The organism is Leucobacter fengyongliangi (assembly GCF_052386045.1).
On sequence record NZ_CM126356.1, the window covers coordinates 369,096 to 395,281 of the forward strand.

A 26,186-nucleotide genomic window follows, 5' to 3' on the forward strand; every position below is an offset into this window, starting at 1 on the left:
CCGCCCAGCACCCTCTCGATTGCCCTGACTAGACTGAAGGGGTGATCGATCCAGTCTTGCTCCGCGCAGATCCTGAGGCCGTCAAGCGCTCCCAGCGCGCCCGAGGCAACGATGAGGCGGTGGTGGATCAGGCGCTCGCCGCAGACGCGGCGCGCCGATCCGCCCTCACCGAGTTCGAGCGGCTCCGCGCCGCACAGAACGAGTTTGGCAAACGCGTGAAGGTCGCTGCCAAGGAAGATAAGCCCGCCCTGATTGCCGAGGCCCAGCAGTTGGCTGCCGAGGTAAGGGCCGCCGATGCTCGCGCGAAGGAGGCGGAGGCGGAGTTCGAGCGGGTCGCCGGGAGCATCCAGAACCTGATCATCGACGGAGTGCCAGCGGGCGGCGAGGAGAACTTTGTCACCCTGCGCGAGGTCGGCACGCTTCCGGTGTTTGAGTTCGAGCCGCGCGACCACCTCGAACTCGGCGAACTGCTCGGTGCGATCGACATGGAGCGGGGGGCGAAGGTCTCCGGCTCGCGGTTCTACTTCCTCCGCGGAGTCGGTGCCAGGCTTGAGCTTGCCCTGATGAGCCTCGCGCTCGACCGCGCGCTCGCTCACGGGTTCATTCCGCTCATCACCCCCACCCTGGTGAAGCCCGAGATCATGCGCGGCACCGGCTTCCTGGGTGAGCACGCGGCCGAGGTCTACCACCTCCCGGAAGACGACCTGTTTCTCACCGGCACGAGCGAGGTTGCCCTCGCCGGGTACCACTCAGACGAGATCATCGACCTCTCTGCGGGGGCACTGCGTTACGCCGGGTGGTCCACCTGCTACCGCCGTGAGGCGGGTTCGCACGGAAAAGACACGCGCGGCATTCTGCGCGTGCACCAGTTCAATAAACTCGAAATGTTCGTCTACGCCGACCCGAAGGATGCCGAGGCCGAGCACCAGCGTCTCGTGGGCTGGCAGGAGGAGATGCTGCAGGCGCTTGGCCTGCACTACCGGGTTATCGACGTCGCAGCTGGTGACCTCGGTTCGAGCGCCGCGCGCAAGTTCGACATTGAGGCGTGGGTGCCCACCCAGGGCGCGTACCGCGAGCTGACTTCTACGAGCAACTGCACGACCTACCAGTCTCGCAGGCTGGCAACTCGGCACCGCGGAGAGAGCGGCAAGACTGAGCCCGTCGCGACGCTCAACGGCACGCTCGCGACGACCCGGTGGATCGTCGCACTGCTCGAGACCCATCAGCAGGCCGACGGCAGTGTTCTCGTGCCCGAGGCGCTTCGGCCCTACCTCGGTGGGCTGGCCGTGCTGGCACCCGTGGCCCCCGCGCAGAAGGCGTAGGGCATGGGCGGTTCAGCGACTGACGCCAGTTCGGTGACGACCGTTCGGCCCGACGAGAAACACCTCATCGCGCTCGACATCGACGGCACCATCATGAACCACGGAGCGCTTGCGCACGGGGCTGATAACGAGGGCGGGCACATCGACCAGGAGCTCGCTGACGCGATCCGCACCCTGCATCGGGTGGGTCACGAGGTGGTGATCGCGACCGGGCGATCGACCGATTCGACGCTGCCCGTGGTCGAGCACCTGCGCATTCGTCCAGACTGGGTGGTGGCCGCAAACGGGGCGGTGACGCTGAAGCGTGATCCGCTCGCGACTCGGGCCTACCGCCGTGAGTATGTTGAGGCCTTTGACCCGACCGAGGCGCTGCTGCGGATCCGCACGCACCTGGTGAAGGCGCACTATGCGGTGGAACTCGCCGACGGCGGGTTTCTGTACACCGACGAGATTCCGAGCGGTACCTTGCCATCGGCGCAGCGTCGAGTGCCGTTTGACGAGTTGCTCGGGGTGCAGGCATCGCGTGTGGTGGTGGTGTCACCCGATTACCGACTCGAGGAGTTCTTGCAGGTCGTCGAAACGATGGGTCTGACCAGTGTCACCTACGCCGTGGGGCGCACGGCATGGCTCGACATCGCCCCGCACGGGGTGACGAAGGCCAGCGCGTTGGAGACCATCGCCGGACGACTGGAGATCGATGACGCGCGCATTTTTGCCGCGGGCGACGGGCACAACGATCTCGACATGCTGCGTTGGGCTGGGCGCTCCGGAGACTCCGTAGCGATGGGGCAGTCGGCGCCCGAGGTGCAGGCGGCGGCGACCCGTGTCACCGGCACGATCGACGAGCAGGGGCTGCTTTCGGCGCTCCGCGATCGCTTCGCTGACGTACTCGCCCGCTGATTCCAGTAAGCTCTTCCTCGGAGGGTTGTCCGAGCGGCCGAAGGAGCTTGTCTTGAAAACAAGTGGGCGGAAACGCCTCAGGAGTTCGAATCTCCTACCCTCCGCCATCTGAAAGGGCCTCGCGTGCGCGGGGCCCTTTCTGCGTGCTGCTGATCCAGCAGCCGCACAGAGGAACGCGCTACAGTCGAAACTTGCGCGGATCCACTCGCGCGGAGACACGGGAGCGAAAGGCACGACATGGGGCAGGCGAAGCGCCGGGCGGAGGGATCGCCCACGAGTGTGCGGCATGGCGTGTTGCGTCGGTCGAACTCCTGGGCCAATGCTGCCAAGGTGCTGCTGACAGCCGTCATTGTTGTGGCGCTCAGTGGCGTTTCCGTCGCCGCGTATGCGGTGTGGGGGCTCGTGCAGGGCGTGCAAACGGTCGACCTCGTTGCCCCCGCCGAAGACCCAGAAGCGGTGGGAGCTGGCGTGCAGTCTCTTGACGGAGCGTTGACGGTACTGCTTGTCGGATCGGACTCACGCGCGGGGCAGTCACTTGACGACGGTGAGGAGGGCGAGCTTAATGATGTGAACCTCCTGCTGCACGTCTCCGCCGATCACCAGAACGCCACCGTGGTGAGCTTTCCGCGAGACCTCATGGTGCCGATTCCGAGCTGCCCAGGGCCCAATGGCGAGCCGAACTACTACGCAGCGATGAGCGAGCAGCAGCTGAACTCGGCACTGTCGTACGGCGGCCTGCCGTGTGTCGCTCTCACTATTGAGAAACTCACCGGCATGCCGGTTCCCTATGCCGGACTCGTGACCTTCGATGGCGTGATCGCCGTGTCGAACGCAATTGGCGGGGTTGAGGTGTGCCTCATCGAGCCGATTAGCGACGATTACACGGGGCTGTATCTCCCTGCTGGCGACGTGACGCTGCAGGGGTATGACGCGCTCGCTTACCTGCGCACCCGGCACGGCGTCGGAAACGGCAGTGACGTGAGCCGCATCAGCAACCAGCAGATCTTCATGTCGTCGCTCGTGCGCGAGATGCGCAGCGCCGACACCCTGACGAACCCTGTCAAGGTGTATGGCCTCGCGAAGGCCGGGGTCGAGAATATGACCCTGTCGAGCAACATGGCGACGGTACAGTTCATGCAGGCCCTCGCGGGCACCGTTGCCGACATTGATCTCGAGCGGATCAACTTCGTGCAGTACCCGAGCTTCAGCCACCCGTATCAAGAGGGGCGACTGACACCCGACTACCCTTCGGCTGACACGCTGATTGAGATTCTCCTTGCCGGGCAGCCATTCGAGGTAGGCAGTATGGGCGAGGGCGTCGCCACAGTCGATCCGGTGGAGGCAGCACCTTTCGATGGCGTCGAGACACCTGGAGAGGTCACTGACCCTGCGGCGCCGACTGATGGCACGACAGCGCCGACAGATGGCACCGCAGTGGAGACCGGGCCGGTCGTCTTGCCGCAGAACATCACCGGCCAGAGCGCGGCGACGCAGACCTGTTCCCAGGGGCGCACGCAGTATTGACCGGTCTCGGGTACTCGCGGTATCTTGCCCCGCGCTGCGGGCCATCTCGGTCTGCAAGGAGTCAATTTCCGGTGAGGCCTTGGGGTGGCATAGGATAGTTCTCGGAGACGTGCCGGAGCGGCCGAACGGACTTCACTGCTAATGAAGGGTGGGGGTTAAACTCCACCGGGGGTTCAAATCCCCCCGTCTCCGCCAGAGAAAACCCCCCGAAATCGTTGAAATAATGCGGATCTCGGGGGGTTTCTTAGTTTTCAGATGTGGCCTGTGACAACACGGTGACAACATTTGTGGAAGCTATAGCCGGATTCATGCGCGACGTAAGTGCGTCTAGATCGTCATCAAACAGGTCCGCGTAGACATCTAGCGTCATCGCTGCGCTTGCATGCCCGAGCATGCGCTGAACGGCCTTAACATTGGCACCGCTACTCACTGCGAGCGATGCTGCAGTGTGCCGCAAATCAGGGTTACCGGCCAAAAAGAGTGGATGGCTTTGGGCGTGTCTACCCTCTGCCGCCCCATCCGGTCCTTGCCCAGAGCCCCTCTTTGGCGCTGAGCCCAGTGTCGTAGAGCAGGGGTCCTGGGTCTGGTTCCGTGAACTGGGGGCGCCGCTTCGGTGGTGGTGTGACCGCGGTTTCTGTGATCATGTCGTTGGCGGTGTGCAGCAGCCCCGCACGTTCGATGAGTACCCACTCGGCGGCCCGCTTTTGATGCTCGACCGTCATGCCCCGGTGCAGGCGAAGGATCTCTTTGATGACCGCGTTCACCCCACCCTCCAGGCGGCTGGTTGTCTTGGGCCCGCCAGCCGATAGATACGGCGCATTCACCACGAGTGTCGAATCCTGCTTGGAATCGATCGCCCAACCGACGATCTTCCGGCTGCACGCGTCAAGGACTGCCGCACAGAACTCCTTTCCTTCCCGCGTGGGATGCTCTGTGATGTCCGTGACCCAGAGCTCATTTGGTGTAAGTCGGTGGAATTTTCGGTGCACGAGATCATCAGCGGTAGCCACACCCTTCAGCCGTTTCACTCGCGTAGGACCGGGGAGCCCGTACATTCCACTTTTCGTCATCAGTACTGAGATCAGCCGACTCGAACACGGGATCTCCATGCCGATGGTGAGTTCGGCATGAATGCGACGATATCCGTACGTTCCGCGGGAGGCCGTGTGGATTTCACGAATCAGACCCGTGAGCCACTGCCTACGCAACTGCGTAGCGCTCGTGGGACGTTTCCGATACCGGTAGTAGCCCTGACGGGAGACACCCAAGAGTTGGCAACAAGTCTCTACGGGTGCCCCGGCATCGACGAGACGGTCGATCACCGGGTGCGCCCTTGTGGGTCGACGCGTTCCTCCTCTGCCAACCACTTCGAGGCCAGTTTCACGATGTTGAGCTCTTGCTCAAGCTGACTGATCCGGCCTCGTGCAGCTCGCAGCTCAGCGTCTTCGCTAGTAGATCTGCCTTTACGGCGACCATTATCGATATCGTCTTGTCGAAGCCAGGAATGCAGCGTGACCTCGTGGATGCCGAGATCGGCTGCGGTTTGCTTGACCGGTCGGCCATCGCGGACGAGCGCGATCGCACGTTCACGGAACTCTGGTGGGTAAGGGCGTGGCATGTGGGTGAGTCTTTCATGAAGGCCATCGACTAGCTACCCCGAGTGGAAACCAAACTATAGGTCAGGTCAGAGTGGAAACCAAAGTATAGGTCAGGTCATAATGTCACCTACTAGTGCAGCAGACCCGTCATTGCTAGTAACGATGCGACTAGTCGCAGAGTCCGTATAGTCCAGAGGCTGACATGACCATGTGGTAGTTCGGTCAGACCTTCTGTTGACGAGCAGTCTGATTCTCTGTGGCTCCGTTGCCTTACCGCAGCCGGTTTGCTGGGTGGGCGACCCATCAGGTCTGCTTTCCGCGTTCGCGTGCGACGTTGCCAAAGATCTGTCAAGGCCATCACATGTACTTGCGCCACTATTGTGCCGCCAGACTAATGCTCAGCCTCCGGCGCTTTGGTGTGGGGACTCCATTGCCGAAACGCATCATGACCGCGTGAACACGGCGCCCACAGAACTCATACATGAGTGGAAGGCTGTCTATTCGCTCGGGGTCTCTCGCTGGCGAGCATTCGTGAGCTCAAGAAATGCCTTTGCTGCAGGGCTTGGGCTGAAGTTGCTCCAGGCAAGGTACTCGACACGGGAAGGCCCGTCCGTGATTGGGAGTGAAGTCAGCGGAAGAGTGTCGGGAACAAAAAGCGCAGGTAGAAGAGTGATAGCTAGATTGTGAATGACAAGGTCGAGAGAGAGGTTCACCGCCATCGATTCAAAAGCAACATGACGGTAGATGCCCGCGGTCGCGAACGCGAGATCGCTTTCTTCGCGGGCAGGTGTTCCCGCGGGGAAATCGGCGAATGTCTCTTCGGCCAAGTCCACGAGTTGTATCTCGCCTTGCTTCGCCAAAGGATGTTCGTTGCTTACGACCGCAACCAGTCGATCTGAGCTAAGAAGTTGCGAGTCGACGCCTCGAGGTGACCGATTCTCGGGAAGGCCTAGAAAACCGACATCCACATCGCCACGAATGATTGCAGACTCGATCTCATCGCTTCCAGAGATCTGGAAATTGATGCTAACGTCCGGGTGTAGCTCGCGAAAAACCTTCAACGTGGACAGGACATCCACGGCGGTAACGGTTGGGATAGCTCCAACACTTAAGCGGCCCCTCACGTTGCCCTCTGCCTCTGCTGCGTCGGTAACCGCGCGTTCAGCAAATCTCAGGCTCTTTCTTGCAGAGGCCAGAAAGGCTATACCTGCTGGTGTCAGCTCCACTCTTCGGCTGGTTCTGTGGAACAGTGCAACGCCAATTTCAGTCTCCAAGTTCTTAATCGAATGACTTAGCGCAGATTGAGCGACGTAACACCTCGCTGCAGCGCGGGTGAAGCTCGATTCGGGCTGCGGGATCGGGTTTGGTGGTTAACACCCGTTTGCTGCGTTTGACCCCACGAATGCCAAGGCCGCGCATGATCCGGCCGGTCTGGTCACGCCCGAGCGCCCACCCTTGCCTGCGCATCAGCGCGTGCATCTTGCGGACCCCGTAAACGCCGTAGTTCTCAGCATGAAGGTGCAGAATCTCACCGCCGAGCAGCTGATCGGACAACACTCTGGCCGACGGCGGTCTGGCCTTAGCTGCCCGATACCCGCGAGAGGTCATGAACCCACATTCTGTCGCACGCATCGTGCGGCAGATGGCCTCGACCCCGAACTGATCCTTGAACGTGTCCACGTATCGGATCATCTCGTCATAGGGCGGTCGAGTTCCGCGGCGAAAAACGCTGACGCTGTCCGCAAGATCTCGTTCGCCCGCCGAAGCTCGGCGTTCTCACGCTTCAAGCGTTTCAGCTCAACGCTTTCCTCGCTCGTCACGCCGGGACGCACCCCGGAATCGATCTCGGCACGGCGACGCCACTTGCGCAACGTCTCCGGGCCCACACCGAGCTTCATGCTGACATGGCGGATTGCCGCGTACTCGGTCTCATGCTCGGGAATCGACTCCTCGAGCATCCGCAAAGCACGCTGCCGGAACTCCGGCGGAAATTGACGGGGCATAGTTCATCCTCCCAAAGGAAGCGGAACCAAACCCAGTGCGAATCACTGCCGGTGGGCTGATCTTTGGTGGGTGCGCCGCTAGTGGGGTCGAATGCGATGTAGTTTCTTGGGATGGGGTAGCTGAATCGCTGGTGTCCGTCGGCATCAATTCGACCCGTGGGCTTCAGTTGGTTGGCGGATAGTGCCTGCATGATTTCGTCGCGGGTGGGTTCGGTGTAGGGCTCGTTGGTGCCGGGGTCGATGACGCCTTTTGTGTGCCAACGGCTGATCATGATGTAGCTTTCGGGCATACGGTTCACGTAGGGAATCCCGTCTACGATGATCACGGGCTGGCCGGGGACTGATCCTTGGGGTCCGAGTTGGTTGGATCGGTAGTTGTAGAGCGTTTCGAACCGGTGCCGGCGGACGTGTTCTTGGAAGTACTCGGGCTTGAGGTTGTTGAACGCGCGGTCGACGATGAGGATCCCTCGCTTGGCGGTGAATGCTGCGTGCTCGTCGAGGGCGAATCGGGGTCCAACTCACGGGGATCCGGGGAGGTGGAAGGCGATGCCTGTCACGAGGGAGAATTCAATGCAGCTCAGCCAGTCCCGTAGAACCGGCGGACAAGAGTCAATCAAACATCTCATGATCTTGCTGGATATCGCGCAGCCACACGCCCTGCTCGATCAATCCGGCCTGATCATCGCTCACCAGGATGTCCAGGTGATCCCAATCAATGAACGTGTCGGCGAGACGACAACGTTCTTTCTCAGTCAGCAAACCTCGCCGGTGGAGTTCCTTCGCGAACCGCAGATTGTCGAGCAGTTGCGAGATCCGCACCTCAAGGAGGTCGGAGTGCCGAATGTAGTCAGCGACAAGGCGTGGCACCATGTTCAGCCACCGGAATTCCTTTCATGAGGCAGCCGGTCTTGCACCCATTCTGGAAGGGATTCCCATGCAATGAGGAAGTGATCGACCACACTGTCGGCATCCCAGAACGCAACCCTGGAGGTTCTAGGTTTCAATTCTACGCGCGCGAGTTTGGTGAGCCCGCCCCAGCACACGAGCAGGCCGGAATCGCCTGCGACAGTGGACTGCAGTTGCCTCACAACCTCAACGCCGATGCGCTTCCGGCCGGATTTCACCTGAACGATGATCTTTGGGCCAAGACCATAAGGGCGATACAAGACCTGAATATCAATTCCGCCGTCAGCCCCAGGTTTTGATACTTCGCAACGCACATTGTCGGCCCTGAGGATCTCCGCGATGAGCTCGGTGAACTCGTTCCCATGAAACCGCTCCTCAATTAGGTCGTGGATGCGCTGCCGTTCCAAAGCTTCTGGTGCAAGGGCAGCGTGCTCCCCCCCCTAGAAGGTCTGCTCAGACTGCCTGGGTCCTCACCTGTGTCAAGGATTGTGGCGACTCTCTTAGTAGCTCCCCTGAGCCGGGGCCGACTAATTGTGAGGGCAGTGGTCAGGCTTCGCCTCAGATCCGGATCAAGTGCGTCAGCGTCTACTCGCGGTCTGACTCACTCCACGCTTCGCACATGTCTGAAGTCGGGGTCTGGTTTCTCTGCGAGGTATCGATAGTCTTCACGCACCCGGCCGAACGCGAACATACGTTCAGGGCAGGGCATCACGATCATGTCTCCGACGGTCATGTCTGTGCGTAGGGCCCACAGTTGACCCGCCCAATTCCCAGGCTTACGGTCTGGACGCACAGAACGGACGACCTCCCGGATCTGATCCCGGCTCGTGAACTCCGACAGATCCGGCACCAGCCCAAATCCACCGGGGGTGGTGCCGTTGCGGAGCGCCCAGCTTGCCCTCTGGTCCGCCGGCCCTGCGCGGAAAGCCCAAACCTTTGGATCGGCTACTGCTTCCATGCTGCCAATAATTCTCTATTGTCGCTAGACACCAGACACGACATGCCGGGGGCTTCAAGTCCCACGCTCTCAGGCGGCAAACGACTGTCCGTCCCTGTCGAAGTTTGCCAGGACTGACCCACCCCGCAGGCCGCCTGTGCACAGCCCGCGGCCAGCATCCCGGCGCCGGTAGGCGACGACCCGGGCGGTAGCCAGCCGAACCCTATACATAGAGGCTCGCTCAGGGCTTCGCCCTTCGCTTCGGACGTTGCGTCCACACTAAGTTCCCCTATTTGTCCCCTTCATGTTCACTGTCATCTCGTCCCCGCCAGGCTTTCGTCTTGTGCGCGACGTGTCCGCGGGCTGCGCCCGACGCGGACCGCGGACGTCCCGTCCACTGCTCCCCGGGTGGTCGGGCCGCGGACACCCTCTCGCCTTCACCTGCCCCACAGTCACCAACTCCTGCGCCCACAGGTAGGCGTGAGGTCAGGCGCGGGGTGTGCGTCATGTTCACGGTGCGCATCGACCTGTTTGCGCCACGTTCACCGACCCTCTTCATGCATGCTCATAGGCGCTGCGCGCCCGGCCCCGAACGCCTCAGCTTGCTGCACCATGCCACCATCACCTGCCGGTGGGCTCCGCCCCGGTATCGACACCCACGGCGTGACCTGCATGCGAACGAACCGTGCACGGTAAGTCAGCGAACCGTTCCCTGGGAACCAGCACCGAACCCGCAAACTCAACCACCTCGGGGCCGCGCCGCAGGCGCAAGCCACTCCGGCATGAGGAGCCACCCCAGCCCGCCACGGAACGCCGACCTGAAGAAGGCGAAACGGGGCAGCGGTCACTCAGGAAAGCGCAGGAAAGAAGCCGACGTGGGAAGCCGATTAAGGGTTCACACGGAGGAAGAAAGACAAGCCCTGAGGGATGGGTGGGCAAAGGGTGCTGGCGAGGGGTCATTTTTGGGATATATCGCCAATTTTCTGACCGCTGTTTTCGCCCAGGTTCGCATGTGTCTGAAGCGAGGGACAATACAGCAGGGGAAGGCGGGGTCAGGTGGCGAGCCAACATCAAGCAAGGGTGTTCATCCACGAAAGAGTCCTGAGTCGCGCAGGCCGTGTCGACATCGATGATCCAGCAGATGCAGCTCCTGCCTGAGCATCTACGCCGCTCGATCACGTGGGATCGTGGGACCGAGCTCGCTGAGTATGACCGCATCCAAATTGCGCTCGTCACGAAGTTGTACTTCGCTTATCCGCGATCGCCCTGGCAGCGCGGCACGAACGAGAACACGAACCGGCTTCTCCGTCACTGGTTCGCGAAGGGCACTGATCTCTCGATTCATAGCCCGGAGTACCTTGCGCAGGTAGCCGCGACATTGAACGATCGGCCTCGCCCGACGCTTGATTACGACACCCCGGCACAGCGCATGGCCAAGCTCTCTGTTGCATCCACCGCTTGACTTTGCGGCGAGTGAAGCCTGCACGAACGTCCACTCGAAGCCGGAAGCCCGTGGGCCGAACATCGGGAGGGGGTTACGCGGCCTGGGACTGACACCCGCGCAGGGTTCACGGAACCGGAACCCTGCGCGGCCGTCCAACCGAGGACGGGGTGTCGAGGCGTGCGCGATCCGCGCTACACCCAGTGTGCTCTTCACCCAGTGTGCCCGCCTGCTCGCGATCTACGCCCCGAGCAGGCGCTGGATGCGCTGGATTCCCTCAAGCAACGCGTCGTCGCCAAGTGCGTAGCTGAAGCGCAGATAGCCGCTTGGGCCAAACGCTTCGCCGGGAACCGCGGCAACCTCAGCCTCCGAGAGGATCAGGTCTGCGAGCTCGAGCGATGTCGTGGGCGTGACGCCCGCGATCTCGCGCCCGAGCGCCGCGGTGACGTCGACGTAGGCGTAGAAGGCGCCTTCGGGCGTCGGGCAGTGGAAACCTGGAATCTTGTTGAGCTCCTCCACAATCACCTTGCGGCGGCGGTCGAAGGCCAGGCGCATCTGCTTGATCGGTTCCTGCGGCCCTGTGAGGGCCGCGATCGCGGCACGCTGCGCGATGTTGTTGACGTTCGAGGTGAGATGCGACTGCAGGTTCGCCGCGCCCTTGATGATGTCGGGAGCGGCGATCATCCAGCCGACTCGCCACCCGGTCATCGCAAAGGTCTTCGCCACGCCGTTCACAAGGATGGTGCGATCCGCGATCTCAGGCACAGCCTCGACGATCGAAACTGCCCGGACCCCGTCGTAGGTGAGATTCTGGTAGATCTCGTCAGAGATGATCCACAATCCGTTGTCGAGAGCCCACTGGCCGATGGCGCGGGCCTCCTGTGCGGAATACACCGCACCGGTCGGGTTTGAGGGGGAGACGAAGAGCAGCACCTTAGTGCGCTCGGTGCGGGCTGCTTCGAGTTGCTCCACCGTCACTTTGTAACCCTGATCGGCTCCGGCAAACACCTCGACTGAGACGCCGCCGGCAAGCTGAATCGCCTCGGGGTAGGTCGTCCAGTAGGGGCTCGGCACGAGCACCTCGTCACCTGGATCGATGAGCGCCTGAAACGACTGATACACGGCCTGCTTTCCGCCATTGGTCACGATAATCTGCTCCGGCGAAACCTCGAGGCCAGAATCACGCAGCGTCTTGGCGGCAATCGCGAGGCGGAGCTCGGGCAGGCCGGAGGACACCGTGTAGCGGAAGTTCTTGGGATCATCGAGCGCGGCGCGCGCCGCATCAACAATGTGCGCTGGGGTTGCGAAATTTGGCTCGCCCGCGGCGTAGCTAATAACCGGACGACCTGCGGCCTGAAGGGCCTTTGCTTTGCCATCCACCTTGAGTGTCGCGGATTCGCCAATTGCGCTGATCTTTTGAGAGAGACGAGGAAAATGGATCACTGTTTCAGCCTAGTTCATTGGTCACTGATGCGGGTACTCGCGCGATACTATTGGCGGGCTAATTGCATCGCGAGCGAGTCAGAAGCGAAATCTGGCTGCACCTGCGAGGCGGCGATGAGGAGTTTCGCCACCTGCGCGGCCGCCTCGATTGCTAGTTGCCCGAGTCGGCGGACGGTGTCAGGGGTGATGCGATAGGTGGGCCCGCCAATCCAGATGGCGAACTTCGGTTCGCCATCGATCAAGACCGGAGCTGCGACTGACGCTGCGTCGCGTTCGAGGGCGCCGTAGAGCCAAGCATAGCCGTGGATTCTCGCGGGTTCGAGGGTTTCTATGTAGGTCTCGAGTGTGTAGGGGTTTTCTGCCGGATAGTGAGGTTCGAGGAGTTCGCGTACCGACTGCGGGTCGCGATAAGAGAGAAGAGACTTCCCCGTCGAGGTCAGCCAGGGCGGTTGGATACGCGGGGTGGACTTGAGGGTCTGCCCGATGAGTGCCGGTCCGACGTTCTGCATCAAGACCACGATGTCGTGATCCTGAAGCATGTCAAACCCGGTCGTCTCTCCAGATGCCGTAGAAAGGTTGGAGAGTATCTCGCGGATCGCCCGAAGCGTGCCTGACTGGGTGAGAATTCCGCCGACGATCGAAAGCGAACCGACGGAGATGCGAGTCTTCTTTGTGTCCTCGTCGGTGACGAGCATGCCCTCGTCTTCGAGAGTGCTGATGATGCGGAAGCACGTCGCCTTCGGCACTCCGGAGAGTCGGGTGAGCTCGCTGAGGCCCACGCCCTGTGGAAAGGTGGAAACTACCCTGAGCACGCGCATCGAGCGGTGCAGAAGGCCATCTCTACTCTTGGAAGGCTCTTCTTCGGCAGGACGCGTTGACTGTCGTGACATGCACGAACCATACCAAACCGATAGTCCATATTGGGAAACTCTTCACAAGATTGATCGAGATGGAAGAAGATCCCAAGGGTTTTGGTGCGGAGCACCGGACGTTTCAAGAGTGCAGGCAGGTTGCGCTGAATTTGCCGAACGGGGATTTGGCACCGAATCCCCTCGTCGCGAAACCTGTTGATCGGCGAGTGATGCCTCCGGAGTAACCTGGGTCACGGACTCCCCTTGCTCTGAATCGCGATGGAACGCGCCCAATAGTGCCCCTGAGTCCGCCGCGCAACGGGAAACCCAATTATGAACCATCGGTTTACTTAAAGTTTACCGAGCCGAACTTTCGAATTTGCGAGCCGAGACTCCGGCGCCTTCTCAGTGCGTAGGGTAAGTATTGGCTTTTTTGCGGCACAGATTGCGCTCCTTACCGCATTCTCTCGGCGCGCGAGGGTGGCGCCGAATCGAGCAAGATTGTGACTTGCGAATTTCGTGAACCGGTGGTTCACTAGTTCAAGAACATCGTTTAACGTCAGGGAGGACACGATGAGCTTGCGTATTCGGAAGATTGTCCGGTTGGTCGAAGAGCTGCACATGGAGAACGGACGTCTCCTCGAGAAGCCGCACCGGGTCGCGGTGGCCGCCGCAGTGATCGAGAACCCCTACGGCACGGGTTACGTTCAGGACGTCGTGACACTCGCCGATGAGCTGGGCGAGCAGATCGGTGAATTGCTGGGCCCGGAGTGCGTACGACTTCTGGATGACGAGGTCGAGGCGTTCGGAAAGGCCGCGCTTGTCGGCACAGCCGGCGAGACTGAGCATGGCTCGGCGCTGATCCACAATCTTCGATTCGGAAACGTGTTCCGTCGTGCGGCCGCGGGCACGGAACTTCTGCCGGCTGCGGAAAAGACCGGCAGTATCGGAATCTCGATTGATGTTCCCCTCAAGCACAAGCTTGATGCCAAGACGCGCTCGCATCACCAGACGATCACCTTCCGGATCGAGGATGCACCGCGTCCCGACGAGATCGTGATCGCGTGCATTGCAGCCAATGCGGGCCGCCCGCTTGCACGCCTGGCAACGTTCGGCGCAGAGGCCCCCGTCGACCTCGCGATCTAGTCGCGCCTCATACTGCAGAAGGAGATATTCGCATGAACGCACGGGAATGGTCGAAAGAAGAACTCATCGAGGCTGACCGCGAGTACGTCATTCATTCGTGGTCAAAGCAAGGCGGACTCAATGCCCGCCCCATTGCCGGCGCGAAGGGCTCATGGTTCTGGGACTACGACGGCAACCGCATACTGGATTTTCAGTCACAGCTGGTCAATAGCAACCTCGGGCACCAGCACCCGAAGCTGATCGAAGCTATCAAAGACCAGGCAGAGAAGCTTTGCTACATTGGACCGAACTTCGCTGAAGAGTCGCGCGCACGGCTTGCGCAAAAGCTTGCGGAGGTGACGCCCGGAGACCTAAAAATGAGCTTCTTCACCACCGGGGGTGCGGCAGCAAACGAGAACGCGATCCGACTCGCTCGTCACGTCACCGGTCGGACGAAGGTTGTGGCAAGGTACCGCTCATATCACGGTGCCACAGCCGGAGCGATCGCGCTCACCGGAGATCCACGCAACTGGCATGCGCAGTCCTCGATGTCGGGCGTCGTGCGGATCCTTGATCCCTACACCTATCGGTGCCCGGCGGGGCATCCCTCGCCCTGCCCAGTTTGCTCAGGCGGACCTCACCTCGAGGAGATCCTCCAGTTTGAAAATCCATACTCCGTCGCGGCGGTCATATTGGAACCTGTGACGGGTACCAACGGCCTGATCTATCCCGGCGAGAACTACCTCCGTTCTATTCGTGAGGTGTGCGATAAGTACGGCATCATCCTGATCTTCGACGAGGTTATGGCTGGCTTTGGCCGCACCGGCAAGTTGTTCGCCTGCGATCACTGGGGCGTGACACCGGACATCTTGATCACGGCGAAGGGACTCAACTCAGGGTACGTCCCCCTCGGCGCGATGACTGTCTCTGCGCGGATCTCTGAATGGCTTCAGGAGAACAAATTCTGGGGTGGTCAGACCTACGCCGGACATCCCCTTGCGTGCGCCTCCGCGGTCGCCTCCTTGCAGATTATGGAGGAGGAGCAGGTAGTTGAGAATTCTGCACGCCAAGGCACCCGACTGGGAGCGGGCTTGGAGAAGCTCGCCGAACGTCACCCCTCGATCGGTGAGATCCGCGGGAGAGGCCTCTTTTATGGCTTGGAGCTGGTGCGAAACCGCGAAACCCGCGAGCCGCTCGTCCCGTTCAACGCGGTGGGCGAGGCCGCGGCTCCTATGCAGCGCATGATCAAGGAAGCGATGAGCAAGGGCCTGTACCTCGCGGCGAACTTCAATGTGGTGCGCCTCACGCCTCCGCTTGTGATCACCGACGAGGAGCTGGACCTGGCTCTCGACATTCTCGATGATGTCCTCTCGATTGCTGACGAGTACTACATTGACTCAAGCACGGGTGCATGATGAGTGAGGCAGGCGCGAAGACACCACAACGTACGACACTTATCACCGGGGGCACCGTCGTGAATGCCGAAGGTTTCGTGCGTGCCGACGTTCTGGTGCGGGGCGAGCGGATCGTTGGGATAGGTCTCGATCAGGGCTGGAGCGCTGACCGGGTAGTTGACGCTACCGGGAAGTACGTTATCCCAGGTGGCATCGACGTGCACACGCACCTCGAGTACCCCATCGATGGATTCACCACTCGTACTGCGGATGATTTCGCAACGGGATCGGTGGCGGCCGCGTTTGGTGGCACAACGACGTTCATCGATTTTGTCAAGAAGCGCCCCGATGCCACCCTCTACGATACGTTCGTCGAGCGGCGGCAAATTGCCGAGAGCAAGAGCATCGTCGACTTCGGGCTCCACGCCATTGTTCCCCCTCTCGCCCAGCAAGAGGACGTACATGACGATCTGATCAGGCTCCACGCTGAACACGGGGTCTCCAGCTGGAAGTTCTTCATGGCATACCCAGGTACGCAAATGGTGGAGGATGACGAGTTACTTGCGGGGATGGACCTGGCTCACCAACTCAGTGTCTTGCCGATGGTCCACGCAGAAAACGGTCACATGATCAATCGTGCAGCGAAGCAACTGCTGGATGCCGGGCTGACCGATGAGGTACACCATGTGGACGCACACGGGCACGCGCAAGAAGCCGAAGCCGTTCACCGCGCAATCATCCTCGCGCAAGAGGTAGGTACGCCGCTCTATGTGGTCCATGTGTCGAGCGAGCGAGCCGCGGCCGAGATCGCACAAGCGCGGAGCGAGGGGGTCAAGGTCTGGGGCGAGACCTGCCCACAGTACTTGCTGACAGCTCTTGAGGACTACGAGGAACTGGGGGAGCGTGCGGCCGGGTACATCTGCTCACCTCCGATCCGGGAGAAAAGCAACCAGGCGGCCCTCTGGCGTTATCTGGGCGCCGATGGTCTCTCGACGCTCGCGACCGACCACGCGGCGTTCTGCATGGAACAACCCGACGATCTCCCTCCGCAGAAGCTCCGTTCGCCGGGGTATTTTCCGAAGACACCAAACGGCGTTCCTGGTCTCGAAGACCGCCTGATGGTCGCTTGGGAAGCGGGCGTCGTTGGAGGCCTGCTGGACCTCTGCCGTTTCGTGGAAATCACTTCGGCCCGTCCCGCGAAGTTATTTGGCATGTACCCGCGTAAGGGAACGATTTCTGTGGGCGCAGATGCGGACATCGTGGTGTGGGATCCGAACTCTGACCATGTCATTACCGCCGCTGGTGGGCACTCACGCACCGACTACAACCTGTATGAGGGAATGCGCGTGACCGGTTTGCCCGTGACGGTGTTCAGTCGGGGTCGTGCGCTCATCGTGGATCGCGAGTTGCACGAGGAGGCTCGCTCGGGCCGAGGCCGGTACATCGAGCGCGGCACCCCGCAACTCTATTAAGCATCATTTGACGGCGCTCAGCATCGAGCGCAGATATTGAAAATTCATAGGAAAGAAAGGCAACACAATGAAGATTCCCATTGGAATTCACGTCGGAGACCGGATGACCCTGCCGGAGACCTACGAGGTTGCGCAGTACACGGATGAGAAGGGCTTCGACTCGTTCTGGGTCGCCGAGGGGCGAATGGCGCGCGACGGCATCGTTCCCGCCGCGATCGTGGCCTCTCAGACGAAGCAGATTCGTATCGGTACCGGCGTCGTCAACAATAAGAGCCGAAACGTTGCACTGATGGGTGTGACGTTTAAGACGCTTGATGAAGTTGCCCCGGGTCGCGCAATCTTGGGCATCGGCGCCTGGTGGGAGCCGCTGGCAACAAAACTCGGGGCACCAATCCGTAAGCCAGTCGCCTCGATGCGTGAGTACATCACGATCTTGAAGCAGCTGTTCAACAACGAGACCGTCACTTTCAACGGTGAGTTCTATTCGATCGACGGCGTTCGCTTCGACAGTATGTACCGTGAGAATACTGAGGTCCCGGTGCCGATTTATGTTGGTGCAGTCGGGCCACGGATGCTCGAGCTCTCTGGAGAAATTGCAGACGGCGTGCACATGGATTTCCTCCTGCCGCCTTCCTACCTCGTGGGGGCGAAAGAGGCGATCGACGCCGGTATCGCGAAGCGCACTGACGGCAAGACCGAGATCGACCTGACCCAGATCATCGCCTGCAGTGTCAACGACAAGGACCCGCAGGAGGCAATCGATCACTGCAAGGCATTCCTCACCCTCTATCTCATGCAGCAGCCGCACATTGCCGCGCATTCGGGCGTGGAGCCTGAGCTCGTGGAGAGGATTCAGGAGATCGCCGGTTGGCCCGCGACGAAGGAAGACATTCGCCGTGCCATGCAGCTGGTTCCGAACGAACTCGTGCAGAACGTGACCGCCTGTGGTTCAACCGAGACCGTTGTTGAGAAGCTGATGGAATACCGCGAAGCCGGAGTCCGCGTGCCGGTGATCTCGACCCATGGCAACCACCGTGAAACCTTGGTGAACATCACCGAGGCGCTGCAGTAGGACTGGCGATGACTGTCGCAATTGTGGGGGGCACGGGTCCCCAGGGAAGTGGAATTGGTCTTCGGTTGGCGCTCGCTGGCGAACACGTGATCCTCGGATCGCGAGACGCGCAGCGTGCCGAAGAAGAGGCCAAGCGTCTGACGGCGGAACACGCACCAACGGGCAAGCTCGACGGCGCCTCGAACGTTGACGCCATTGCGGCTGCGGATACCGTGATTCTTGCGGTTCCGTATGCAGGGCACGAAGAACTCGTTCGCGGGTTGGCGGATGCGCTCACGGGCAAGTTGGTCGTCAGCTGTGTCAACCCGCTGGCATTCGGCAAGGGCGGTCCGATCGGGATGCAGATTCCCGATCTCAGTGCCGCGGAAGAGGCCGCGCGCCTGCTGCCCGGCTCGACACTGACGGGCGCGTTTCATCACCTCTCAGCGGTGAACCTGCACAACCTTGACCATGACCTTCGACACGAAGATGTGCTCGTGTGCGGTGACGACGTCGAGGCGAAGAGCGAGGTGATTCGCCTGGCTGCCTTGGTTACAGGTGGGCGCGGGATCGATGCGGGTGCGCTGAGGCTTGCTCGTCACCTGGAGCCGTTTACCGCGGTGCTCATTTCGGTGAATAAACGATATCGAGCTCATTCGAGCGTGGCGCTCACGGACATCCCGGAGTCTGGAGAAAACAAGTGAAGCTAGCAGCCCTACAACTTCGAGCCACCGGTGACCGCGCGGAAACCATCCGTAGAGCCGGAGAGCTCATCGATGATGCCGCCGCTCAGGGAGCAGAAGTGATCCTGCTTCCCGAGTTCTTCGCGATACCGTTCGTGCAGCCCGAGCCTGACCTCGACTACGTGAAATGGGCCGAGAATATTGACGGGCCATCCAACACACTGGCGAGGGAAAAGTCGGCTGAGCACGGCATCACCATCGTGTCCTCGTTCTTCGAGGGCACTGAACTTCCCGGCGTGTACCACAACACCGTCGCGACCTTCGTGAAGGGGGAAGCCCGCGGCACATACCGCAAGTCACACCTGCCGTTCTCGAACGGATTTCCGGAGAAGTTCTATTTCCGTCCGGGGCAGGAAGCCCCGTCGGTCGTTGATGCCGGCGATGTCAAGGTGGGCACCATCATTTGCTATGAACGGCATTTCCCCGAACTGTCGAGAATCGTAGCGATGCAGGGCGGCGATGTGCTCTGCGTACCCGTGGCATCGGCCTCCGCGCCCATGAAAGAGGTCTTCCAGCTCGAGCTGCGTGCCCACGCGGCGTTCAATCAATTCTTTGTGATCTGTTCGAACCGGGTAGGTCTAGAGGGAACCAAAGACTACTTCGGCCTGAGCGCCGTTTACGGGCCAGAAGGCACGGTGCTCGCTCAGGTTCCGGACGGCGAGGAGGGGGTGGCAGTTGCGGAGGTGGATCTTGAGCAGATGCGCGCGTCGCGAATGCGTCGCCCGTTCTTCCGCGACCGCCGCCCTGAGCTGTACGGGGCGCTGACCGAGCAGTACTGAGAACCACCTTTCTACCGTTCAGCTTGACAGTCCCGGTGCACTCTCTTCAGGAGAGTGCACCGGGACTGAGCGAGTATTACAACAGAGGTCAACATGACGATCAACGAAGATTCATCAAGCCGAGTTGAGCTTGCCTCAACTGAGAACATCCAAAATAGCCGATTCTTCAATAAGGATCTTGCACCGGTGCCGTTCAAGGAACGAACATGGCATACGTACAACTACGCGGCCCTGTGGATGAGCATCGCTCACGGAATCCCGACCTACTATCTCGCTTCCGGGCTTATCGATATGGGAATGAGTTGGGTCCAGGCCGTAGGCATCATCGGCCTGGGCAACCTCATCGTCATGATCCCGCTTCTATTGAATAGTCACGCGGGCGCGAAGTATGGTATCCCGTTCCCCATTATCGCTCGCGCCGCATTTGGGCTTCGAGGCGCGAATATCCCGGCACTCATCCGAGCGTTGTCTGCTTGTGGCTGGTTCGGTATCCAAACCTGGGTGGGCGGACAGGCGATTCACACGCTCAGCGGTGTATTCCTCGGCGAGTGGTGGATCGATGCAGCGCCGCTCGGTGGACACCCCTGGACTCTGTGGATGTCGTTCGGAATTTTCTGGCTGATCCAGATGGCACTTGTACTGCGCGGTATTGAGTCAATCCGGCAGCTCGAGAACTGGGCTGCCCCGCTGATTCTCATCGTCGCATTCGTGCTGATGATCTGGGTGATGAGCCTCGCGGGGAACGTTGGCTCGATCCTCACCCCGCATTCTGAGCTTGGCTGGGGTCCGGAGTTCTGGAGGCTGTTCCCGGGCGCACTCATGGGGATGATCGCGTTTTACGCGACGATGTCCGTCAACATTTCAGACTTCACACGTTTCGCGAAATCACAGAAGGCGCAAACTGTCGGCCAGTCGGTGGGCTTGGTGCCAACGGTGGTTGTGTTCACCACCATCGGCGCGCTCACGACTGCGGCCACGGTCGAGGTGTGGGGCCGCGCGATCTGGGATCCGGTGGAGCTCGTCGGACTGATCCCGAACGCCTTTGTCGTCTTCCTGAGTCTCATCTGCGTGATCGTGGCAACCGTCGCGGTCAACGTCGCGGCCAATACCGTAGGACCTGCCTACGACTTCTCGAATGCCTTCCCTCGCCTTGTGACGTTCAAGATCGGTGGTCTCATCACCGGTGTGATCGCAATACTCATGCAGCCGTGGAACCTGATGGCCAGTTCGAGCCTGTACATCTTCGTCTGGCTGGGTATCACGGGTGCGTTCCTCGGGTCGGTTGCTGGAATTCTCGTGACCGAGTATTGGTTGATTCGTAAGCGTCACCTGAACGTCGAGGAACTGTATCAGGACGGCGGTCGCTACACCTACGCGCGTGGTTTCAACTGGCGCGCGATCACCGCGATGGGTGTCGCCTTGCTCCTTGCGATAGGCGGGGCCTACTCAGATCCCAGCACCGGTGGACCGTTTCCGGCGGCGGGCGTCATTCCAGTACTGAAGCCTCTCTTCGACCTGAACTGGGCGGTCGCATTCCTCACTGGGCTACTCATGCATTTCATCCTCACGAAGGCGTTCCCCCCCAAGTCGATCCTGCAAGACGCGGCAGACCGGCGTAACCGCGCGGGGAACACGCAGAAGGTGGCAGACGTCACGAGCGAGAGCACGCGAGTTCAGTAACCACAACAGACCACGACGTTAGTAGGGAATGAAAAATGAAGACGAATGCGGCTGTCATCCTTGGCGCGGGCCAGGAGTGGACGGTAACCGAGATAGACCTTGCTGAACCCCAAGCGGGTGAGGTGCTTGTTGAGTTCACTCATGCAGGGTTGTGCTTCTCAGACGAGCATCTCCGGCACGGTGGTCTGGGCGAACTGCCCGCAGTCGGCGGCCATGAGGGCGCCGGTATCGTCCGGGCGATTGGGCCTGGGGTGACGGGCCTTGCCGTCGGCGATCATGTTGCGGCATCGTTCATTCCGACGTGTGGTCAGTGCGAGTGGTGCGTGACCGGACACTCAAACCTGTGCACGCAGTCCGCGAACATCCCTGGGGGCGCAGACCGGAGCAAGTATCGCTTCTCGCTCGAGGGCGACCTCATTTCCGCGAACTGTGGTCTCGGCACCTTTGCGCGCCACTCGGTGGTCTCGGAACGCACGGTTATCAAGGTGGATCCTTCGATTCCGCTCTCGGTCGTGGCTGTTGCGAGCTGTGGAGTGCTCACTGGCTGGGGTGCGGCTGTGCATGCGGGCGAGGTTTCCACGGGTGATGTCGTGCTCGTACTCGGCGCGGGCGGCGTAGGGATCAACGCGATCCAGGGTGCTCGTTTAGCTGGGGCAAAAGAGGTCATCCTTGTCGATACCAACCCCGCGAAGCTTGAGTCGGCTCAGTCCTTTGGAGCGACCCGAACTTTCACCTCGATGGACGATGCCACCGAATACGCGCGTCAGGCCAGCGGAGTGGTCGAAGGCGCCGATGTCGTCATCGTGTGCACCGGGAATACGACCGAGCCAATCGTCACTGCCGCCTATAGTGCTCTCGGTAAGCGCGGGCGGCTGGTGCTCGCGGGCATGTCGCAGGACGTGTTCGACAAGAACGTACAGCTTCCGGGCACGCAACTCATCTTCAAGGAACAGACGATCAAGGGCACCATTTACGGATCGTGTAATCCGCGCCGCGACGTCCCGCTTCTGCTCGACCTGTATAAGCGAGGACTAATCAAGCTCGACGAACTGGTGTCGAAGGAATATTCGCTCGACGACATCAACCAGGGATTTGAAGACTTGCGGAGCGGAAAGAATCTGCGGGGCGTAGTGGCCCATGGGTGAGCAGGTTTTTGGTAGCTCCGGAACACTCACGCTTGAGATGACGGAGGGGTCGCCTGACCGCACAGGCCCGTACGAGGCAGCGCTTGATACGCTCTCGCGAACTGCGACGCACCTCAAAATGAGCGCTGTGGAGCAAAAGCTCTACGCCACCTGTAAAAGAGAGGTGTCGGTGTCGTTCCCGATTCGTTTGGATAACGGAACGAGTCGGGTCGTCAAGGGCTATCGAGTCCATCACAATACGGCCCTGGGTCCGGCGAAGGGTGGAATACGTTTCGCGACCAACGTAGACATCGATGAGGTGCGCGCCCTTGCCATGTGGATGACATGGAAGTGCGCGCTTCTGGGGATCCCCTATGGGGGTGCCAAGGGAGGACTGGCAATCGACCCGCGAGAGTTCTCAAAAGAAGAACTCGAGCGGATCACTCGACGCTTCACCCGTGAGCTTGCCGACATTTTTGGGCCCGACAAGGACATCCCGGCTCCCGATATCGGGACAGACCAGCAGACAATGGCCTGGATCCTTGACGAGTACTCCGTCGTCGCCGGGTATCTTGCTCACGGTGTTGTGACCGGAAAGCCGCTGGCGCTCGGTGGGTCGCTAGGACGGGCACTTGCCACGTCGAGTGGAGTCACTGAGATCGCGCTTGCCGCGCTGAAAGAAGAGGTCGGAGACCCTCGTCTGTGCACCGCAATCGTCCAGGGCTTCGGCAAGGTCGGTGCGGGAGTTGCGCAGTTGCTGCACGAGGCAGGGGTTTCCGTTGTGGCAGTGAGCGATGAGTACGGTGCATTGAGCAATCTGGCGGGAATCGATGTTCACGAGTTACAGCGTCATTACTCTGCCCATGGCAGGCTCACTGGATTCGGCGGTGCGGAACATCGTGATCGCGACTCGATTCTTACGGATGCCGCAGATCTCCTCGTTCCCGCTGCGGTCGAGGGGGTGCTCCACGGCGGGAACGCATCACGGGTGCAGGTGCGTGTCGTTGTCGAGGGGGCCAACGGGCCGACTACCCCGGAGGCGGACCAGGTGCTGAACTCTCGAGGAGTAGTGATAGTCCCAGATATCCTCGCGAACGCTGGCGGCGTCGTGGTTTCGTACTTTGAGTGGGCGCAAGCCAACCAGGGGTATCGCTGGGGCGAGGAAACTGTGGCCGAGCGACTGAAAGAACGCATGCTCGACGCGTGGTCCAGAGTGCGGGCATACGCCCGTGCGCATGAGCTCGACCTCCGCGCTGCGGCGACCGCGCTCGCAGTGTCAGAGGTGCATGCGGCGCAGCAACTACGTGAGGAAATCGTGTCTGTTTAACGGACGTTCTCGGTCCGTTCCGGGGGATCCCGAATCGGTGGATTGAAGAGCTTGGAGAAGATTGTGGAAAGAAATGAACTGTACATCGACGGAACCTGGATTACTCCCAGATCGGCCGATAGAAACAGCAACGTTGACTCAAATACCGAAGAATACTTGGGCAGCAATGTGCTTGCCGGGCGGGACGAGGTCGACCGTGCGGTCGCCGCGGCGCGAGCGACCCTCAACGATCGATCAGGGTGGGGAGGATATTCGCCCCAGCAACGTGCCGCGGTAATGCGTCGTTTCGCAGACGCGATCGAGCGGAAACGCGACAGTATCGGAGAGCTCATTTCTCGCGAGGTTGGCACTCCATTTGAGCGTTCACGCTTCAGCAATGCAGATACTGCTACCTCACTGCTGAGATTCTATGCCGACATCATCGCCGACGTGGCGCTCGAGGATCTGCGCCCCGCTGGGCGTGGTCACTCACTTGTGCGTCGCGAGGCAATCGGTGTTGTCGGCATGATCGCGCCATGGAATTTCCCCCTGAGTACCCTCTTCTTCAAGCTCGCACCGGCGCTCGCCGCCGGATGCACCGCAGTGATCAAGCCGGCTTCACTGACGGCTCTCAACTCGTTCCTCATTGCTGATGCGGCGGCTGAAGCAGGAATTCCTCCCGGTGTGATCAACATCGTGCCGTGCAACCGCGAGGTCGGTGATCACCTTATCGGTCATCCGGGAATCGACAAGATTGCGTTCACCGGATCCACCCCGGTGGGGCGGAAAATCGGACGCATCTGTGGTGAGAACCTCAAACCGGTGACGCTCGAACTCGGGGGGAAATCAGCCGCCCTGTTGCTCGAAGACGCGTCGATTGAGACGCTCGTGACCGAACTTCACGATCTCAGCTTCTCCAATAACGGCCAGGCGTGCACGAACAATTCCAGGCTCATCGTGCCAGCTGCAATCTATAACGATGTCGTAGACGCGGTCGCAGCTGAGGTGCGAAGCTGGAAGGTGGGGAACGCGTTTGATTCCGACACTGTGATCGGCCCGGTGGTGAGCGACACTCACCGTGCCTCGATCGAGCGATACTACGAGATTGCTGTTCGCGAGGGAGGCCGAACCGTTGCGGGCGGGCAGACGCTTCGTAACGAACCGGGATTCTTCGTACAGCCGACGGTATTTGCCGATGTGACACCCGAGATGACAATTTTCCGCGAAGAGGTGTTCGGGCCGGCGATATCGATTACCAAGTACAGCGGCGATGTGAACGAGGGCATCGACCTTGCGAACGATTCGGAGTATGGACTCTCGGGGGCTGTCTATACTGCCGACGAAGCACTCGGCATTGAGACCGCACGTCGCATCGAAACCGGCACAGTTTCCTATAACATGTCGAACTTCGACATCGGAGCGCCGTTCGGTGGGCGGAAGAATTCGGGCGTTGGCTTCGAACTGGGTGCTGAGGCGATCACCCCCTACCTGCACTACAAAACCATCTTCACACCCCAGATACCGGCGGGCTTCTAGGGCTCGGCCTCTTCGGCATGGCTCCGGCGGGAGCCATGCCGAACGTACAGCTACCACCCGGCGGGTCGCCCACTTGAGGAGTATTCAATGAGTGACAACACTCTTGCTGAGCTGCTGACGATACGCCTGTGTGAAACGGTGAAGGTAACCGCAACGTCTTCGGTTACGCAGGCGGGTTGTGGTCCTGCGTTCTCCAGACGTTCTCGTCGTGGCGATGGTCGTCCTGTGCGCAGCACGGCCATCGCCCGGGTAAGTTTTGGCGCTGGATCAGTACTTTGTTGGCAGGGGGCCTCATGACGTTCTCTCGCGTGCAGCCGTCACCGACGAAGTGGTCGGTGGTTGTTCCAGTGAGGGACTTCACGACCGCCAAGACTCGACTGCGTGCCCAATTGCCGAACGGCGTGGTGTCGGACATCGCACAACAGCTTGCGGTTCGTGTGGTGCACGCGCTTAATGCGTGTGCGGCTGTGGAGCAGGTCTGTGTCGTATCTGACGTGGACCTCAGTGAAACGCTGTCCTTTGGGAAAGCACGAGTAATGGTTCAACAGCCCGGCGGGGGGCTGAACGGCGCGGTTCGGGAGGGGATCGCACGAGCCTTTCGTGAGGCACCAATCAATCCGGTGCTCGTACTCCATGCGGATCTGCCCAGAACTACCAGTTCAAGTCTCGCAGCGCTCCTCGCTCGCGCAGAGAAGGTGGGGCGGGACTCCTACCTTCCCGATAGTTCAGGATCCGGTACGACCTCACTGGTGCTCTTCCCGCGGAGCGGTCGTCAACCAGCATTTGGAGTTGATTCCGCCAGGAGGCATGCTGAGCTTGGGTTCGCTCGACTCCAGTTTCCGCGCTGGAACGGACTCAGGAACGACCTCGACACGTTTGAGGATCTTGTTGCCATGCAGGCAGGCGGTCGGGTGCCCTTTTGGCAGGCCGCGGAAGTGTCTGCGAAGGCGGTGCGGGACTCGGTCTCGCACCTGAGCTTTGCGAGCCGAGCTCGTGACGAACTTGTTATGCGAGCCGGGGTATCGCTACCTAGAATTTTCGGATAAAGTAA

23 protein-coding genes, 2 tRNA genes and 3 pseudogenes are annotated in these 26,186 nt (G+C 60.6%); 19 read left to right on the forward strand and 9 right to left on the reverse strand.

Features of this window, described 5'->3' with window-relative positions; translation table 11 throughout:
• Positions 1–41: 41 nt before the first annotated feature.
• The 5 genes from serS to ACTNFK_RS01750 all read left to right on the forward strand — a co-directional run bounded on the left by serS (position 42) and on the right by ACTNFK_RS01750 (position 3,941).
• Positions 42–1,322 carry a serine--tRNA ligase gene (gene serS, locus ACTNFK_RS01730; RefSeq protein WP_435937181.1) on the forward strand — a complete coding sequence of 427 codons (1,281 nt, stop codon included), beginning with the start codon at positions 42–44 and terminating at the stop codon, positions 1,320–1,322.
• 3 nt (positions 1,323–1,325) lie between these two features.
• On the forward strand, positions 1,326–2,222 hold the full coding sequence (locus tag ACTNFK_RS01735) for an HAD family hydrolase (RefSeq protein WP_435937182.1): 897 nt from the start codon (positions 1,326–1,328) through the stop codon (positions 2,220–2,222).
• Positions 2,223–2,241: 19 nt separating this feature from the next.
• A tRNA-Ser gene (locus ACTNFK_RS01740) sits at positions 2,242–2,329 on the forward strand.
• A gap of 130 nt (positions 2,330–2,459) precedes the next feature.
• A complete protein-coding gene (locus ACTNFK_RS01745; protein ID WP_435937183.1) occupies positions 2,460–3,746 on the forward strand; it encodes an LCP family protein in 1,287 nt (428 codons plus the stop codon).
• 103 nt (positions 3,747–3,849) lie between these two features.
• Positions 3,850–3,941: transfer RNA gene (locus ACTNFK_RS01750), tRNA-Ser, on the forward strand.
• A gap of 49 nt (positions 3,942–3,990) precedes the next feature.
• Here ACTNFK_RS01750 and ACTNFK_RS01755 read toward each other — a convergent pair.
• The 5 genes and pseudogenes from ACTNFK_RS01755 to ACTNFK_RS01775 all read right to left on the reverse strand — a co-directional run.
• Positions 3,991–4,206 (reverse strand): annotated as a pseudogene (locus tag ACTNFK_RS01755) (tyrosine-type recombinase/integrase); the annotation flags it as partial.
• A gap of 355 nt (positions 4,207–4,561) precedes the next feature.
• Positions 4,562–5,364: pseudogene (locus ACTNFK_RS01760) on the reverse strand (IS3 family transposase); the annotation flags it as partial.
• Positions 5,365–5,841: 477 nt separating this feature from the next.
• On the reverse strand, positions 5,842–6,702 hold the full coding sequence (locus ACTNFK_RS01765; protein WP_435937229.1) for a LysR family transcriptional regulator: 861 nt from the start codon (positions 6,700–6,702) through the stop codon (positions 5,842–5,844).
• Complete coding sequence (locus tag ACTNFK_RS01770) at positions 6,623–7,036, reverse strand: IS3 family transposase (protein ID WP_435937184.1); 414 nt, start codon at positions 7,034–7,036, stop codon at positions 6,623–6,625. Before ACTNFK_RS01770 ends, ACTNFK_RS01765 begins: the two co-directional genes overlap by 80 nt.
• A complete protein-coding gene (locus ACTNFK_RS01775; protein ID WP_445117184.1) occupies positions 7,033–7,347 on the reverse strand; it encodes a transposase in 315 nt (104 codons plus the stop codon). Before ACTNFK_RS01775 ends, ACTNFK_RS01770 begins: the two co-directional genes overlap by 4 nt.
• A 347-nt stretch (positions 7,348–7,694) precedes the next feature.
• Between ACTNFK_RS01775 and ACTNFK_RS01780 the strand changes: the two genes are divergently transcribed.
• Both ACTNFK_RS01780 and ACTNFK_RS01785 read left to right on the forward strand, forming a co-directional pair.
• The gene (locus ACTNFK_RS01780) at positions 7,695–7,940 is read left to right on the forward strand and encodes a hypothetical protein (protein WP_435937185.1); all 246 of its coding nucleotides are present in this window, start codon (positions 7,695–7,697) and stop codon (positions 7,938–7,940) included.
• The gene (locus tag ACTNFK_RS01785) at positions 7,918–8,244 is read left to right on the forward strand and encodes a hypothetical protein (RefSeq protein ID WP_445117185.1); all 327 of its coding nucleotides are present in this window, start codon (positions 7,918–7,920) and stop codon (positions 8,242–8,244) included. The genes ACTNFK_RS01780 and ACTNFK_RS01785 overlap by 23 nt, the downstream gene beginning before the upstream one ends.
• On the opposite strand, the gene ACTNFK_RS01790 is transcribed toward ACTNFK_RS01785, so the two are convergent.
• Together ACTNFK_RS01790 and ACTNFK_RS01795 are read right to left on the reverse strand one after the other, a co-directional pair.
• Positions 8,220–8,660, reverse strand: coding sequence for a restriction endonuclease (locus tag ACTNFK_RS01790; RefSeq protein ID WP_435937187.1), 441 nt, complete (start codon positions 8,658–8,660; stop codon positions 8,220–8,222). The two genes, ACTNFK_RS01785 and ACTNFK_RS01790, sit on opposite strands and share 25 nt — an antisense overlap.
• Before the next feature lie 194 nt (positions 8,661–8,854).
• The gene (locus ACTNFK_RS01795) at positions 8,855–9,211 is read right to left on the reverse strand and encodes a DUF8426 domain-containing protein (protein WP_435937188.1); all 357 of its coding nucleotides are present in this window, start codon (positions 9,209–9,211) and stop codon (positions 8,855–8,857) included.
• A 1,087-nt stretch (positions 9,212–10,298) separates the two neighbouring features.
• On the opposite strand from ACTNFK_RS01795, the pseudogene ACTNFK_RS01800 reads away from it, so the two are divergent.
• Positions 10,299–10,652, forward strand: a pseudogene (locus tag ACTNFK_RS01800) (IS30 family transposase); the annotation flags it as partial.
• A 219-nt stretch (positions 10,653–10,871) separates the two neighbouring features.
• Here ACTNFK_RS01800 and ACTNFK_RS01805 read toward each other — a convergent pair.
• Positions 10,872–12,071 (reverse strand): pyridoxal phosphate-dependent aminotransferase, encoded by a 1,200-nt coding sequence (locus ACTNFK_RS01805; protein ID WP_435937230.1) that lies wholly within the window; start codon positions 12,069–12,071, stop codon positions 10,872–10,874.
• A gap of 50 nt (positions 12,072–12,121) precedes the next feature.
• Positions 12,122–12,964 carry an IclR family transcriptional regulator gene (locus tag ACTNFK_RS01810; protein ID WP_435937189.1) on the reverse strand — a complete coding sequence of 281 codons (843 nt, stop codon included), beginning with the start codon at positions 12,962–12,964 and terminating at the stop codon, positions 12,122–12,124.
• A gap of 534 nt (positions 12,965–13,498) precedes the next feature.
• Between ACTNFK_RS01810 and ACTNFK_RS01815 the strand changes: the two genes are divergently transcribed.
• The 11 genes from ACTNFK_RS01815 (at position 13,499) to cofC (ending at position 26,181) form a co-directional block, all read left to right on the forward strand.
• Positions 13,499–14,071 carry an amino acid synthesis family protein gene (locus ACTNFK_RS01815; RefSeq protein ID WP_435937190.1) on the forward strand — a complete coding sequence of 191 codons (573 nt, stop codon included), beginning with the start codon at positions 13,499–13,501 and terminating at the stop codon, positions 14,069–14,071.
• Positions 14,072–14,103: 32 nt separating this feature from the next.
• Entirely contained in the window at positions 14,104–15,465 is a 1,362-nt protein-coding gene (locus tag ACTNFK_RS01820; protein ID WP_435937191.1) for an aminotransferase class III-fold pyridoxal phosphate-dependent enzyme, read from the forward strand.
• Positions 15,465–16,916, forward strand: a complete 1,452-nt coding sequence (hydA, locus tag ACTNFK_RS01825; protein WP_445117186.1) for a dihydropyrimidinase — start codon at positions 15,465–15,467, stop codon at positions 16,914–16,916. Before ACTNFK_RS01820 ends, hydA begins: the two co-directional genes overlap by 1 nt.
• A gap of 67 nt (positions 16,917–16,983) precedes the next feature.
• Positions 16,984–17,988: an LLM class flavin-dependent oxidoreductase gene (locus ACTNFK_RS01830; protein WP_435937193.1), complete on the forward strand. Its 1,005-nt coding sequence runs from the start codon at positions 16,984–16,986 to the stop codon at positions 17,986–17,988.
• Positions 17,989–17,996: 8 nt separating this feature from the next.
• Entirely contained in the window at positions 17,997–18,671 is a 675-nt protein-coding gene (gene npdG / locus ACTNFK_RS01835) for an NADPH-dependent F420 reductase (protein ID WP_435937194.1), read from the forward strand.
• Positions 18,668–19,489 (forward strand): carbon-nitrogen hydrolase family protein, encoded by an 822-nt coding sequence (locus ACTNFK_RS01840; protein WP_435937195.1) that lies wholly within the window; start codon positions 18,668–18,670, stop codon positions 19,487–19,489. The genes npdG and ACTNFK_RS01840 overlap by 4 nt, the downstream gene beginning before the upstream one ends.
• 93 nt (positions 19,490–19,582) lie before the next feature.
• The gene (locus tag ACTNFK_RS01845; protein ID WP_435937196.1) at positions 19,583–21,169 is read left to right on the forward strand and encodes an NCS1 family nucleobase:cation symporter-1; all 1,587 of its coding nucleotides are present in this window, start codon (positions 19,583–19,585) and stop codon (positions 21,167–21,169) included.
• A gap of 35 nt (positions 21,170–21,204) precedes the next feature.
• Positions 21,205–22,314, forward strand: a complete 1,110-nt coding sequence (locus ACTNFK_RS01850; RefSeq protein WP_435937197.1) for a Zn-dependent alcohol dehydrogenase — start codon at positions 21,205–21,207, stop codon at positions 22,312–22,314.
• A complete protein-coding gene (locus ACTNFK_RS01855) occupies positions 22,307–23,620 on the forward strand; it encodes a Glu/Leu/Phe/Val family dehydrogenase (protein ID WP_435937198.1) in 1,314 nt (437 codons plus the stop codon). The genes ACTNFK_RS01850 and ACTNFK_RS01855 overlap by 8 nt, the downstream gene beginning before the upstream one ends.
• Positions 23,621–23,683: 63 nt before the next feature.
• Positions 23,684–25,135: an aldehyde dehydrogenase family protein gene (locus ACTNFK_RS01860; RefSeq protein ID WP_435937199.1), complete on the forward strand. Its 1,452-nt coding sequence runs from the start codon at positions 23,684–23,686 to the stop codon at positions 25,133–25,135.
• Positions 25,136–25,428: 293 nt separating this feature from the next.
• Positions 25,429–26,181, forward strand: a complete 753-nt coding sequence (gene cofC, locus ACTNFK_RS01865) for a 2-phospho-L-lactate guanylyltransferase (RefSeq protein ID WP_435937200.1) — start codon at positions 25,429–25,431, stop codon at positions 26,179–26,181.
• Positions 26,182–26,186 lie beyond the last annotated feature (5 nt).

Bases quoted from the DNA above. Each gene is read 5' to 3' on its own strand.
- ACTNFK_RS01735 (WP_435937182.1), top strand. From the start codon at position 1,326: ATGGGCGGTTCAGCGACTGACGCCAGTTCGGTGACGACCGTTCGGCCC.
- ACTNFK_RS01745 (WP_435937183.1), top strand. From the start codon at position 2,460: ATGGGGCAGGCGAAGCGCCGGGCGGAGGGATCGCCCACGAGTGTGCGG.
- ACTNFK_RS01770 (WP_435937184.1), bottom strand. From the start codon at position 7,036: ATGATCCGATACGTGGACACGTTCAAGGATCAGTTCGGGGTCGAGGCC.
- ACTNFK_RS01775 (WP_445117184.1), bottom strand. From the start codon at position 7,347: ATGCCCCGTCAATTTCCGCCGGAGTTCCGGCAGCGTGCTTTGCGGATG.
- ACTNFK_RS01785 (WP_445117185.1), top strand. From the start codon at position 7,918: ATGCAGCTCAGCCAGTCCCGTAGAACCGGCGGACAAGAGTCAATCAAA.
- ACTNFK_RS01795 (WP_435937188.1), bottom strand. From the start codon at position 9,211: ATGGAAGCAGTAGCCGATCCAAAGGTTTGGGCTTTCCGCGCAGGGCCG.
- ACTNFK_RS01810 (WP_435937189.1), bottom strand. From the start codon at position 12,964: ATGTCACGACAGTCAACGCGTCCTGCCGAAGAAGAGCCTTCCAAGAGT.
- ACTNFK_RS01815 (WP_435937190.1), top strand. From the start codon at position 13,499: ATGAGCTTGCGTATTCGGAAGATTGTCCGGTTGGTCGAAGAGCTGCAC.
- ACTNFK_RS01820 (WP_435937191.1), top strand. From the start codon at position 14,104: ATGAACGCACGGGAATGGTCGAAAGAAGAACTCATCGAGGCTGACCGC.
- hydA (WP_445117186.1), top strand. From the start codon at position 15,465: ATGAGTGAGGCAGGCGCGAAGACACCACAACGTACGACACTTATCACC.
- ACTNFK_RS01830 (WP_435937193.1), top strand. From the start codon at position 16,984: ATGAAGATTCCCATTGGAATTCACGTCGGAGACCGGATGACCCTGCCG.
- npdG (WP_435937194.1), top strand. From the start codon at position 17,997: ATGACTGTCGCAATTGTGGGGGGCACGGGTCCCCAGGGAAGTGGAATT.
- ACTNFK_RS01845 (WP_435937196.1), top strand. From the start codon at position 19,583: ATGACGATCAACGAAGATTCATCAAGCCGAGTTGAGCTTGCCTCAACT.
- ACTNFK_RS01850 (WP_435937197.1), top strand. From the start codon at position 21,205: ATGAAGACGAATGCGGCTGTCATCCTTGGCGCGGGCCAGGAGTGGACG.
- ACTNFK_RS01855 (WP_435937198.1), top strand. From the start codon at position 22,307: ATGGGTGAGCAGGTTTTTGGTAGCTCCGGAACACTCACGCTTGAGATG.
- cofC (WP_435937200.1), top strand. From the start codon at position 25,429: ATGACGTTCTCTCGCGTGCAGCCGTCACCGACGAAGTGGTCGGTGGTT.